The organism is Candidatus Saccharibacteria bacterium, from assembly GCA_016191105.1.
Classification (GTDB): domain Bacteria; phylum Patescibacteriota; class Saccharimonadia; order CAILAD01; family BJGX01; genus JACPPH01.
In genome coordinates this window covers 76900-89652 of the sequence record JACPPH010000008.1, presented here as the reverse complement: position 1 = coordinate 89652, position 12753 = coordinate 76900, and the positions used below count along the sequence as shown (strand labels likewise).

The 12753-nt window shown below is 47.2% G+C and carries 11 protein-coding genes; 3 read left to right on the top strand and 8 right to left on the bottom strand.

Annotation, left to right across the window (positions count from 1 at the left end):
• Positions 1-92 precede the first annotated feature (92 nt).
• Positions 93-737, top strand: a complete 645-nt coding sequence (locus tag HYX70_04255) for a Crp/Fnr family transcriptional regulator (GenBank protein ID MBI2798476.1) — start codon at positions 93-95, stop codon at positions 735-737.
• Here HYX70_04255 and HYX70_04250 read toward each other — a convergent pair.
• Both HYX70_04250 and HYX70_04245 read right to left on the bottom strand, forming a co-directional pair.
• Positions 734-1033 carry an NUDIX domain-containing protein gene (locus HYX70_04250; GenBank protein MBI2798475.1) on the bottom strand — a complete coding sequence of 100 codons (300 nt, stop codon included), beginning with the start codon at positions 1031-1033 and terminating at the stop codon, positions 734-736. The genes HYX70_04255 and HYX70_04250 overlap by 4 nt on opposite strands.
• 74 nt (positions 1034-1107) lie before the next feature.
• Positions 1108-2244 carry an IMP dehydrogenase gene (locus HYX70_04245; protein ID MBI2798474.1) on the bottom strand — a complete coding sequence of 379 codons (1137 nt, stop codon included), beginning with the start codon at positions 2242-2244 and terminating at the stop codon, positions 1108-1110.
• An 88-nt stretch (positions 2245-2332) separates the two neighbouring features.
• Here HYX70_04245 and HYX70_04240 point away from each other — a divergent pair, with 88 nt between their 5' ends.
• Positions 2333-3385, top strand: coding sequence for an amidohydrolase family protein (locus tag HYX70_04240; GenBank protein MBI2798473.1), 1053 nt, complete (start codon positions 2333-2335; stop codon positions 3383-3385).
• Here HYX70_04240 and HYX70_04235 read toward each other — a convergent pair.
• The 4 genes from HYX70_04235 to HYX70_04220 are packed head-to-tail and all read right to left on the bottom strand — an operon-like array spanning position 3382 to position 6321.
• The gene (locus tag HYX70_04235) at positions 3382-3789 is read right to left on the bottom strand and encodes a VOC family protein (protein ID MBI2798472.1); all 408 of its coding nucleotides are present in this window, start codon (positions 3787-3789) and stop codon (positions 3382-3384) included. The genes HYX70_04240 and HYX70_04235 overlap by 4 nt on opposite strands.
• A 32-nt stretch (positions 3790-3821) precedes the next feature.
• Complete coding sequence (locus tag HYX70_04230) at positions 3822-4205, bottom strand: hypothetical protein (GenBank protein ID MBI2798471.1); 384 nt, start codon at positions 4203-4205, stop codon at positions 3822-3824.
• On the bottom strand, positions 4202-5197 hold the full coding sequence (locus HYX70_04225) for an NAD-dependent isocitrate dehydrogenase (protein MBI2798470.1): 996 nt from the start codon (positions 5195-5197) through the stop codon (positions 4202-4204). Before HYX70_04225 ends, HYX70_04230 begins: the two co-directional genes overlap by 4 nt.
• The gene (locus HYX70_04220; GenBank protein ID MBI2798469.1) at positions 5197-6321 is read right to left on the bottom strand and encodes a diguanylate cyclase; all 1125 of its coding nucleotides are present in this window, start codon (positions 6319-6321) and stop codon (positions 5197-5199) included. Before HYX70_04220 ends, HYX70_04225 begins: the two co-directional genes overlap by 1 nt.
• Before the next feature lie 38 nt (positions 6322-6359).
• Here HYX70_04220 and pyrF point away from each other — a divergent pair, with 38 nt between their 5' ends.
• On the top strand, positions 6360-7772 hold the full coding sequence (gene pyrF, locus HYX70_04215) for an orotidine-5'-phosphate decarboxylase (protein MBI2798468.1): 1413 nt from the start codon (positions 6360-6362) through the stop codon (positions 7770-7772).
• Here pyrF and pyrB read toward each other — a convergent pair whose 3' ends face one another.
• Entirely contained in the window at positions 7773-8726 is a 954-nt protein-coding gene (gene pyrB, locus HYX70_04210; GenBank protein ID MBI2798467.1) for an aspartate carbamoyltransferase, read from the bottom strand.
• Between the two features lie 54 nt (positions 8727-8780).
• Positions 8781-12698 (bottom strand): phosphoribosylformylglycinamidine synthase, encoded by a 3918-nt coding sequence (purL, locus tag HYX70_04205; GenBank protein MBI2798466.1) that lies wholly within the window; start codon positions 12696-12698, stop codon positions 8781-8783.
• Positions 12699-12753 lie beyond the last annotated feature (55 nt).

Below are 12753 nucleotides of genomic sequence, written 5' to 3'. Positions count from 1 at the left end.
TTCTAGAGATTTTCTGCAGCTGCGAAATTTCTCACAAATGAGCCCTTTATTTTAAACAACGGGGGTGTATAGTGCTTATATGAGGCTAGACTTTGCCACATAGAAAACTAGATAAGTTCGTTGCCAGTTTTCCAACCAAAGACTTCACTGCTGGCGAGGTGATCTTGCACCAGGGCGATGATGTTGTTAATGTCTACATAATTCAAACCGGCATTGTCAAAGCCTATGACATTAATAAAGAGGGCGAGCAAAAAACTGTAATCTACGACACCCCTGGCGAAGCCATTCCGGTTAGTTACATCTATACTAAGGCCGATCATGCGCTCTACTACTACGAGGCCTATACCGATTGCAAGCTGGCGCTGGTGCCACTGGTGGATTTTCAAAAGTTTATGCTTTCAGAACCCAAAGTTGCTTTTCACTTCCTAACCATAATGGCCGAACGTTACTTAGATTTTGCCAGGCGGGTCAATGGCCTGGAACAACTTAAGGCCGAAGACAAAATAATCTATTCACTCGACTTTCTTTCGCGTCGCTTTGGCGACCGGCGCAACCCGGAGCGAGTAACGGTTGACATACCACTGAGTCAGCAAGAGTTTGCCGATTTTGTAGGGCTAACTCGCGAAACGGTAAGTGGCACAATGGGCAAACTGCGTCGCAAGGGTGTGATTCAATACGGTAACGGTAAAGGTCTGATGCTTAACATTAAAAAGATTTCTGACCTTATTGAGCCCTAGATGTACAACCTGAGATTAGGATAGATTATTTCTCTTGCCCGCTCCAAATCCACCCACGAAGATTTTTCTTCGGCGTCTAGGCCGGAGGTAAGCAAACCAGCTAAAAACAAGGTTAGTCTTACCGGCTTTTGTAGCTCCTTGCTTGTATATGTAACGTCTGGGATTAGACGTTTTTTAATTTCTACTTTGCAGCCCGTCTCTTCTAAGGTTTCTCTTGTGGCTGCTTGTTCAAGCGACTCACCTGCCTCTACATGTCCTTTGGGAAATGACCATATTTTTTGATCTTTATCGGTCACTAATAGAACTTTTTTGTCGTGGACTACGACACAGCCTGCCTTTATAATTTCACCATCCCGGTTTTCAATACCCCTCATATATATCTAGAACCGGAGTTGGTTATAAACAGATCGTGCGGGTGGGATTCTTTGAGTGAAGATTGTGATATTTGCATAAACTGTGCGACCTTGTGTAGCTCGGCAACCGACTTAGCGCCGACATAGTACATGCCCGAGGTCAGGCCGCCCACTAGTTCGCCAGCACTGGCAGCCACAGAGCCATCCATGGGCACCATACCCTCTACGCCCTCGGCTATCAACTGCTCGTCTTTGTAGCTTTTGCCATGAAACTCGTCTTCGGAGCTTATCGATAACCCCTTCTTCATTGCCCCTACCGAGCCCATACCGCGATACTTTTTAAACTTATAGGTTTTGGCACCATTGATAATGCTTTGGAATCGACTCGGCACTTGGTTGCGAGTGAGTGTTACCGTCTCACTAGCTGATTCTTGGCAGGCCGCAAACAGCCGGCCCAGCATAACGGTGCTAGCCCCGGCCGCTAATGACTTGGTAACATCGCCGCTGTAGTTAATGCCGCCGTCGGCAATCACTGGTATGTTGCGGCGCTTGGCAGCTCGGGTGGTCTCGGTAATAGCTGTAATTTGCGGCACACCCATGCCCGACACAATTCTAGTTGAACAAATCGCACCAGGCCCCATGCCGACCCGCAGCCCATCCACGCCAGCGTCTATTAGTGCTTTGGCACCGTCGTAGCTGGCAACGTTGCCGCCAATCAAATCTACCCTTGGGTACTTTTTGCGAATCGCTTTAATGGTATTAATAACTTGTTTGGCGTAGCCGTGGGCTGAGTCTACCAAAACCACATCCACACCAGCCCTTGCCAAGGCCTCCACCCGTTTTTCGTAGCCAGGGCTCGAGCCAACTGCCGCACCCACCAACAAGTCTTGCTTCTTAACTTGTGTAACTTGCTTGGCCTGATCTTCAATAGTTAGGTTTCTATGGATAAAGCCAATGCCGCCAACTTTGGCTAGGGCTATGGCCAACTTGGCTTCGGTAACAGTATCCATAGGCGCCGACACCAGTGGGATTTTGAGCGTAATGTTTTTGGTTAGCCTGGTGCGTGTCGAGATACTAGAACGCAAAAACCCGGCGTAACCGGGCTTCAAAAGCACATCGTCGAACGTCAGAGCTTGCTGCAATTGCTTTTCCATACACCATTATGGACGCAAGCTTTGGCATTTGTCAAAGGCCTAGTTTTACGAGCTATGTTATAGTTAAATTTATAAAGAGGAGGTGTTTGTGGCAAGCACAATAACTTTACCAGGCCTAATTGATCCGCATGTGCATTTGCGCGATCCTGGCCAAACCTACAAAGAAGATTTTTATACAGGCACTACGGCAGCCCTGGCTGGTGGTTTTACTACGATTATGGACATGCCCAACAACGCCGAACCAATTACTACACTGGAGCGGCTAGAGCGCAAGATTGCCAGTGCTAAGGGCAAAATTGTGTGCGATCTTGGCATTCATTTTGGTACTTTGGGCGATAATTTCGACGAGTTCAGTAAAGTTATCGACAAAGTTGCCGGCCTTAAAGTTTATATGAACGTAACTACCGGCAACTTCATTGTCGACAAAGAAAAGTTAATCGACATTTACGAGGCTTGGCCAAGTGATAAGCCAATTTTGCTGCATGCCGAAGACGACGTGATCCATTTGGTAGACGATGCCGTGCGTAAAACCCGCAAAACCACCTACGTGGCCCACGCCAGTAGCGAGGAGGAGTTGGGTTTTGTGGTTAAGGCCAAAGACGACGGCCTGCCGGTATTTTGCGGCGTTACGCCCCATCACTTATTTATGACGGAGGATAAGGTGAAAACTATGCACGGCTACGCCATGATGAAGCCGTCGCTCAAGAGCGCCAAAGATCAGAAGTACTTGTGGGATCATATGGACTATATAGATGTTATAGAAAGCGACCACGCCCCGCATACGCGCGAGGAAAAAGAGGCCGATCCACCCGCTTTCGGCGTGCCAGGGCTAGAGACAACTCTAGCAATGTTGCTGACGGCCGAAAAAGAAGGTCGTTTAACCCGTAAGCAAATTGTCGACAAGCTCCACACTAACCCAGCCAAGATCTTTAATGTTAAGACCGACCCCAAAACCAAGATTGTTGTGGAGATGAGGGAGTACGAAGTTGACGAAAAAGACCTTAAGACCAAAGCTGGCTGGAGCCCGTTTGCTGGCCGCAAAGTTGTGGGCAAAGTTAAGCAAGTAGACTTACGCGGCAATACCGTCTACAAAGACGGCAAAGTCTTAGCTAAAAAAGGCAGCGGCAAGGTTATTAGCTAGTCGGTTGGGTCGCAAACAACTTCAATCTTAATGCGGTCAGGGTCTTCAAAATAAACAGCGTAATAGCCATCAACATATTCGGGGTAGGCCTTGGCCCCTCCATACAAAGGCTTAATGTTGTGGGGCTCTAAAAATCCTTGCACAAACTCATCAACATATTCGGCAGAATCAACCCTGAGGGCAATATGATTAAGTCCAGTTTGCTTACGATGAAAAGAATTCTTTTTGTACTTAGAATCGGTAACTGACACACATAGATAGCTTCGACCATCAATTGCATCAAAGTGATCGTCGCCATCGGGTATTACTTTGAAGCCAAGATATCCGAGCAATTCTTTCCAAAACTTAAAAGACTCGTTTGAGTTGGAAAGATTTATACCAATATGCCCTATCGCCGCTTTCATAAATCAATAATACCAAACATGAACCGAGGGTGCTATTGTTTATTGTTTTTCCAATAAGGCTCAAAATTTTCGATTTCTTCTACTAGTTCTTGAACAGATTGGCCTTTGTATGTTAGGCCACGATCATCTATATAAACCCTGGCCACCGGTTTGCGACCATCACTATTTGGAACTTCGGGGTTTTCGTTGAAGTAGTCGACCGGAATGTCGTGCTGCTCGCAATAAGACTTTAGAAAGTCATTATCGCGGGTGCTACCATACACAATTATTTTGTGACCGCGTTTTTTGAGCTCACGAATAGCCTCCACAACTTCAGGCACCGGCTCACCGGCAACATCTTTACCCTTAAAGCCGTCGTATTTGGCAATTACCCCATCAAAATCAAAAGCATAGTTACACGAACGTTCTTTTTTCATAGGTTAGCAATTATAGCATCTCGAAAATCAGTTGTGCTAGCATTACCGCCAAGATCTGGTGTCAGTACTGCTCCTTGCTCTAGGGTCTTATCAATTGCAGCTCTTAAGCTTTCGGCCGCTTGAGGTTCCTTTATGTTATATAGCATCATTACGCAAGCTTCCAACAGGCCGGTTGGATTTGCAATGTTCTTTCCTGCAATATTGGGCGCACTGCCATGAACCGCTTCGTAAACAGCTAAATCATCGCCCATGTTTGCCGAGCCAACTAGCCCCAACCCGCCAACAATACCTGCAGCAATATCAGAGACTATATCCCCATACATGTTTGGTGCAACAATTACGTCAAATTCTTTCGGGTCTAAAACTAATTGCATGCAAGCACTATCTACAATTGCCTCGGCGTACACTACCTTGGAATAGTTTTTTGAGACTTCTCTACAACAGCTTATGAATAGGCCATCAGATTTTTTTAGAATATCTGCTTTATGCAGAGCGGTAACTTTTTTACGACCCATCTTAATTGCTAAGTCGAATGCATATTTAGCAATCCGTTCAGATGCTAGTCTTGTGATAACCTTCTCAGCGATAACCTCTTCACTATCACCCCTCTCTCTTGCTACATAAACATCCTCTGTATTTTCCCGGACAGTTACTATGTCTAGCGGTTTCTTAGTAGAAGCAAATTTACCTATCGATTTGGCTGGTCTGACACTCGCATAAAGACCTAATTGTTGGCGGATAAGAACATTTGGCGAAGTGAACCCCTCACCAACAGGCGTTGATATTGGTCCTTTAACTGCAATTTTGTTCTTCTTAATCAAGTTGCAGATATTTTGAGGAATCGAGCTCGGGGTTGACTGCATAATTTCTGAATTAAGCTCTACCTTTTCCCATTCAAAGTCTAGCCCCATAGAATCTAAAACCTTAGTAGTTGCGTTAACTACTTCTGGCCCAATCCCATCACCTGGGATTACAGTAACTACATGCTTCACTAAATAGTCTCTTTAACTTGGCCCGCTAACTGTGGGTTCCACATTGCACCTGTGGCGGATTGTACAATATCGGCCCCGGCTTGGCGGTAAGCTTGGTAGTCGTCGGCACTCATTACCCCGCCCACGCCAATAATTTCGTAGTCGTAATTGTTCTTGCGGCGAATTCCATCTAGCCGCTTGGCCATGTCTAGCCCGGCCCATTTTACACCCGCACCACAGCTACCACTCTTCAATCTCCCTTCGCCCGGCAAAGCCTGTTGGCCGTACTCATCAACCACCGGAGCAGCGATGGTATTAATCGCCGAGTAAGCCGCTAGGTACGGTGAGCTCTTGGCTACAATATCCTCTAGCAACTCTTGTTGATCGGCACTAAAGTAACCAAACTTAGCAATTACCGGGATGTTGCCGACCTTCTCTTTGGTGCGGCGTGATATTTCTATTACTGCTTGTGGTGTGTAGCAGATTACACCTTCGGTAGCCACATTCGGGCAGCTTAGGTTGAGCTCGATTGCCTCTACGCCAGAGCTAGCTGCTAGCTCAGCAGTGTGTGCAAAGTCATCCCAGTAATCCTCTTCGCTAAATCCGTCTTTAATGCTGCCAACTACGCTCATTATTAGCAGCTGGCCTTCGCCTTGATGTTTAACGGCTTGGCGCAGGTCATCAACCCAAAATTCTGGACCGCGACTAGGATTGCCAAATGAGTTGGTGATGGTTAACTGGTGAGGTTCGCGATCGGTCTCTTGCTTGCCTACAATCGGTTCAGCGGCCTTCTCGAGTGTAAGATCGCCATCAACATCTAGATACAAAACATTAGGGAATTCGTTGCAAGCAAATGGAACACTGCGCTGTGTTTTGTAACAAATTACATCGAAACCACGATCGAAAGCATACTTAACGAACTTGCTGTTGGGCAATGGCCCAGCCGGCATGCCAAATGGTGAGTGAACTTTTTTGCCCAACACCTTGTGTTGTGGCCTACCGCTATTTTTGTATGGCTTGTCGTGCTCGCCAGTTGCGAACGGCCCGAAGTCAAAATTGTCGTCGAACGTTTTGGCCGGGTCGTAAAAAGATTTATGAACCTTCACCTTAACTGCACTGTTTTTTGAATTTTCTAAAGCGCTCATGCTTGCCCTCCTACTCATGCTTATACTACTCTATAAGCATGAGTTTTAAAACCCGATTAAACCAAAGTGTTGCTAAAAACAATTCATTGGTTTGTGTGGGTTTAGATAGTGAAGTTGCCAAGCTACCAGCCAAGTTTCAAAAGCTCAAAGAGCCACAGTATGAATTCAACAAGGCAATTGTAGATGCCACAGCCGGCTTGGTTTGTGCCTATAAGCCTAACTCAGCCTTTTATGAAGCCGAGGGTGCCAGTGGCATTGAACAACTCCGTAAAACTGTTGCTTACATTCACGACAAATATCCAAACGTCCCAGTAATACTCGACGCCAAGCGAGCCGACATAGGCAACACCAACAATGGCTATGTTAAGTTCCTGTTTGAGTATTTAGACCTCGATGCCGTAACCGTTCAACCCTATTTAGGTGGCGAAGCCCTGGAGCCTTTTTTGGCCTGCAAAGATAAGGGTATAATCGTACTTTGCAAAACCTCCAATCCTGGCTCTGGCGAACTCCAAGATATCGACGTTAATGGCAAAAAAGTTTATCAGATTGTTGCTGAAACAGTTCGTGATGAATGGGATACCAACAAAAACTGCCTGCTTGTAACTGGCGCCACCTATCCCGAAGAGCTCAAAGACATTCGCGCCATCATGGGCGATGACTACACCTTCTTGGTGCCCGGCATTGGCGCTCAGGGCGGCGATATTCAGGCCATGGTGCGAGCCGGTGTAAATGCCTATGGCGATGGCATAATTGTAAACTCGGCTCGTGACATTATTTTTGCAAGCAACGGCGAGGACTTTGCCAAAACCGCTAGAGCTAAAACCGATGCTTTGCGCGAAGAGATTAATAAATATAGATTTACCGAGCTCGTAATGGATTTGCACACCAACGGCATTGTAAAGTTTGGCGAGTTTACGTTTAAGTCTGGTATAGTCTCACCAATGTATATAGACCTTCGTATGTTAGTAGCAAACCCTGGCACTATGAGCCGCGTAGCAAAGGCCTACACGGGCATGCTCAATAGGCTCAAGTTCGACCGCATGGCCGCCGTACCTTATGCAGCTATGCCGATTGTTGCGGCTATTTCTGCCGAGAATGGTGAACCATGGATATACACCCGCAAAGAGGCTAAGGGTTATGGCACCAACAAGATGATAGAGGGCGGACACCAGACAGGTGAAACAATAGTGGTTGTAGATGATTTGGTAACGAATGGTGATTCTAAGTTCGAGGTTATTGCCCCATTCGAGAAAGCTGGCCTGAAAGTTACCGACACAGTCGTACTGCTAGACTACCAAAAGGGCGCCAAAGAAAAACTTGCCAAAAAAGGCTATGCTTTGCATGCGGCCTTAACCGTACCAGAAGTTATAGATACCCTACATCGTGAAAACGCTATCGACGACGAGATGTACGCCAAAGTAAAAGACTTCTTGGCACAGCAAGTTAAGTAACTAAGCTGTTTGTAAGCCAGACACTCGCAACTTGCTCGGCACTTCAGGTGTCATGAGCATGTCGAGTAGGGCCATTCTTATGTATACGCCGTTTCGGGCTTGTTCAAAATAAATCGCCCGTGGGTCGTTATCAACCTCTGGGTGGATTTCGTTAACTCTTGGCAGTGGGTTCATAATAACCGCATCATCTTTCATGCGCTTGAGCGTATCGTTAGTCACGCAAAAACTCGAGCGCAAACGTTCAAACTCTGCCCTATCGGCAAAACGCTCTTCTTGAACACGATTAACATACATAACATCGGCCCCATTTAAGACATCATCGTAGCTATCAAGTTGAGTAATCTTGGATCTACCCAAGTATGGTTCGAGCTCTTGTTTAGACATTTGAAGTTCTTTGGGCGCAACCAAATACAGCTCTGTATTGTACAACTTAAGCATGTCTATAAGCGAGTGAATAGTGCGGCTGTGCAGAGTATCGCCAACAGCAACCACCTTGAGCCCATCAATCTTGCCTTTTGCTTGGCGGATGGTAAAGAGATCAAGCAAGCCTTGGGTGGGATGTTCGCCCCCACCATCACCAGCATTGATTATCGGCACCCTTGAGTGATCAGCTGCCAACTTGGCCGAACCCACCATTGGGTGGCGCATAACAATAACATCGGCGTACTGATTGATGGTACGAATTGTGTCCTCGAGCGATTCACCTTTTTTAGTGCTGCTGTATTCGCTGCCGTTTTCGGTCGAGATTACTCGCCCACCCAAATTCAACGCAGCCGTCTCAAACGAAAAACGAGTCCGTGTACTGGGCTCGTAGAATAGGTTGGCAACTATTTTGTTTTGCAATGATTGCGGGTATCTATGTGGTTCGGTGTTTTGAAATTCCGCCGCGAGAGAAAAAATACCATCAAGCTTTTTTGTATCACTAAATTGCTTGATCGATATTACATGTTGCATACTGCATACTATGATCGCAAACTAGCTTATGCTTGGCAAGAGTTTTTATGGATATTATTTGCTTTCCTCGCACCAATCGCGAGCGTTTTGAAACATGCGTAACCATGGGCTGGCTTTAAGGCTCTTCCAATCTTCGGGCAACCAAGGCCATTGCCAAAGAGCGTTTGCCAATCGCTCGGGGTGAGGCATCATAGCTAAGTGCCGCCCATCGGCCGAGCACAGCGCTGTAATGCCGCCTGGGCTGCCATTTGGGTTAAATGGATACTTGGTGGTTGGCTTGCCGCTGTAATCAACAAAGCGGATTGGGGCTAGTTGATTATTTAAGACGGTCTGCATAACGCCTTCGTCTGGCACATGTAAGCGACCCTCGCCATGCGCTACCCACACGCCCATACGTGTGCCAGCCATCTCTTTTAGCATAATACTTGGGCTATGAAGTATCTCAACGGTAGTAAAACGCGATTCAAACCTGCCCGATTGATTGTGGCTAAAGCGCGGTTTTTGTGGGTCTGCTAAGTCGTCGCCTGGCACCCAGCCAAGTAAGGCCATAAGCTGAGCACCGTTGCAGACGCCCAGTGAAAAACTATCCTGGCGATTGTAGAAATCGTTAAATTGCTTGGCTAGTTTTGGATTAAAGTTGATTACGCTTGCCCAACCCCGAGCTGAATCGAGCACATCGCCAAAGCTAAAGCCACCCGCAAAGGCCACACCACGAAAGTCGGCTAGTTTGGCCGAGCCATTTAGCAAATCATGCATGGCAACGTCCCAGGCCTCAAAGCCAGCCGCCATAAAACTAGCTGCCATTTCGCGATCACCATTGGTACCCTCTTCGCGCAAGATGGCTACTTTGGGTTTATAACGAGCCTTCATGATGTTTAAGTCAGTTTTTTGGGGTACAAAGCTTAGCTTGTAGTTCGGAACAGATGTTAGATTGTTCACCACATTAGCTTCTTCGGCCACACAGGTCGGGTTAGTTTGCAAGGCATCGAGTTTGGTGCTAGTCTCGTCCCAGGCATGTCTTAAGGCTGCTACTTTTTTATTAAGAACTGGTTGGCCATTGTAGCTAACGGCTAAGTTATCGACTGCGTTAGCAACGGTGCCGATTTCCACAGCACGCATATTGTATTGTTTGAGGATTCTATCAACTTTCTCCTTGTCGGCGCACTCCAACACCAGGCCAAGCTCTTCGTTAAACATAGCCGCTAACTCATCTTGTTGGCCGTTTATATTAATTCTTGCACCAAAGCCACCAACCACTGACATCTCAATTAGACTGCTTATAAGACCGCCATCGCTACGATCGTGCAAAGAACAGATTAGATCTAGTCTTACTAATTCCTGGATGGCATTGAAGCATCTAGCTAGCATGGTCACATCTTCAACGTCGGGAGCACCATCGCCTAACTGACCGTAAACTTGAGCCAGGGCAGACCCGCCCAAACGGGCTTTGCCTTTGGCGAGGTCTATATATAAGAGCGTGTTGCCAGGCTTTTTAAACTCTGGGGTAACTTTTTTAGTAATATCGGGCATCACGGCATAAGCCGCAACCACCAATTGGCCTGGCGCTTTCACAAACTTACTACCATCTTTGCTGGCCATCGATAAACTATCTTTGCCACCATCTACAGCTATGCCAAGCTTGATCATAATACTACTCATAGCAGTTGCAGCTTCGTGCAGTCGAGCCCCCTCACCCGAAAGCTTAGCAGCCCACATCCAATTAGCACTAGCGCGGATATCCTCGAGCTTAGTAATAGCCGCACCCATAATGTTGGTCAGGGCTTCGGCTACCGACATGCGTGCTTGCGCGCCTGGTGAAATTAGCCCAATGGTTGGCCGCTCACCTTCGCTCAAAGCGGTGCCCGACTTATCAAACAAGCTATGAGCAACAACCCCATAGTTACTTAGCGGCAAGTTATAGGGACCCACACCCTGCTGTTGCGCAACCAAGCCAGTAACACTGCGGTCGACCTTGCGCACCAGCCAACTCTTGGAGGCGACCGATGGTAATCGCAATACTCTTTCTAGGGCATCTTCGACACTAATCCCTTTGGACAAACGAATAGGCTTTAGTTTTATAGCTTGGGTTTTTAGCTCCAGAGTGCGCGGTTCTACCTCACCCAATATTGGCTCAAGTGGTAAGTTAATCGGGGTCGAACTATCTTTCTCATCAAAAACCACCAAGTTACCATCGCCCGTAACCTCGCCAACCACAGCCAAGGGTGCGTTTTCGCGGCTGCAAATTCCCCCCAGTGTTTTGAGGCTTGATGGTCTCACCAAAAATACATTGCGCTCTTGCGACTCATTACCCCACAGTTCCAATACCGAAAGACTAGCATCACCAGACGGAATTGCACGCAGATTTATGCGTCCGCCCGTCGGATGCACGATTTCGGGCAGGGCATTTGAATCGCCACCAGCACCTAGATCGTGAGCCGATATTATTGGATTACTATCGCCCAGCTCCACACAAGCTCGAACAACCCTATTCAGTCTTTGCTCCATCTCGGGTGCGCCGCGCTGCACAGCATTAAAGTCTAAGTCGGCCACATTTTCGCCACTCATGAGCGAACTAGCAGCCGCCCCGCCCATGCCAATGCGGTAAGCTGGGCCGCCAATTTGAACTACCAACATGCCCTTTCTTGGTTCGCCTTTTTTGGTATGGCGGTCATCGATTTGGCCGACTCCCTCGGTGTACAAAATCGGCTTATACCAGGCCCTGTAGCCACCGGGTGTTTGCAAGCCAAAACTGCGCAAGTGACCTAAGATCACCGGCTCACCAAAACAGTTCCCGTAATCCGAAGCACCGTTTGAGGCCTCTATAAGAATCTCGAATGGTGTCGCTTGATTGCTGGATGCCGAATGCCCATCGAGCTCCCAAGGCAAATCGTAACCAGCTAAATTCATGTTGGCCACACAATAACCAACCCCACTAGCAACCACCAGCCCGCCGCGACCAACCGCTTGGTTATCACGAATCCGACCACCGGTACCGGTGGCAGCGCCCGGGTACGGCGCAATACCAGTTGGAAAGTTATGAGTCTCGGCAGTTAGAGTTGGGTGATACAACCGTTTTTCGGTTTTAAGCTTGCCAGCAGAATCCTTGCCTTCAGCTACAGCGGCTACAATATTTTTGCCTCGGATCGCCGAACTGTCATCGTGAAACGCAATTACAGAATTGTTGGGATTTGATTTGTATGGGGCTTTAACTACATCCATGAGATTATCTTTGAGTTGCTTGCCATCAAGTACAATTTTGCCCTTAAAAAACCCGTGGCGACTGTGTTCGGAGTTACCTTGGCCCAACTGAAAAAGCTCAACATCGGTTGGGTTTCGCTTAAGTTGATTAACAAATAAATCATAGTAGCGCTGCAAGTCGTGTTCGTCCATGGCTAAACCAAATTCCGTATTGGCTCTACGCAATGCCTTAATGCCCTCTTTCATTACCGCCACAGAATGAACAGGCTCGGGCCGGGCGGTCGAGGTTAGGCTGTGAGGCGGTTTGTCATAGATTGCCTCGGTCATTCGATCATGCAAAACATCAGCCAGTTGGCTGAGCTTACTTTTTGATGTGCTTTTGTCAAAGCCAAAGCGCCTAGAACGCTCTATCTTATTAACTTTTGTTAGACCAACTGAATGGCAGATCTGGCGAGCAGTTGAAGCCCACGGCGTTTCAAAACTTAAACGTGAGCCAACCTCTATAACTGGATTATTACGAGCCAAGAACGAGTTGGGTCCAAAGCCCTGCGGATCAAACGTTTCTGCTAGCAACTCAGTAAGTTTTTTAATCTCGGATTTATTGAGCACGGTTGTCGTCTCAACATAGTAACACCACTCCATGGCCACAGGATCATCAGAAATAACTGAACGAATCTTGGCCTCAACATTCGCCAGACCAGCCTCCGCAAAATTAGGCACTCGGCGATATAGTCGAATCAGTTGAGTTTTTGCTTGGCTGGCAGATGCAGGCATATTACTTGCATTGTATTATCTAGTTCAAACAATTGGAAGCATAAGCTTTATAAAA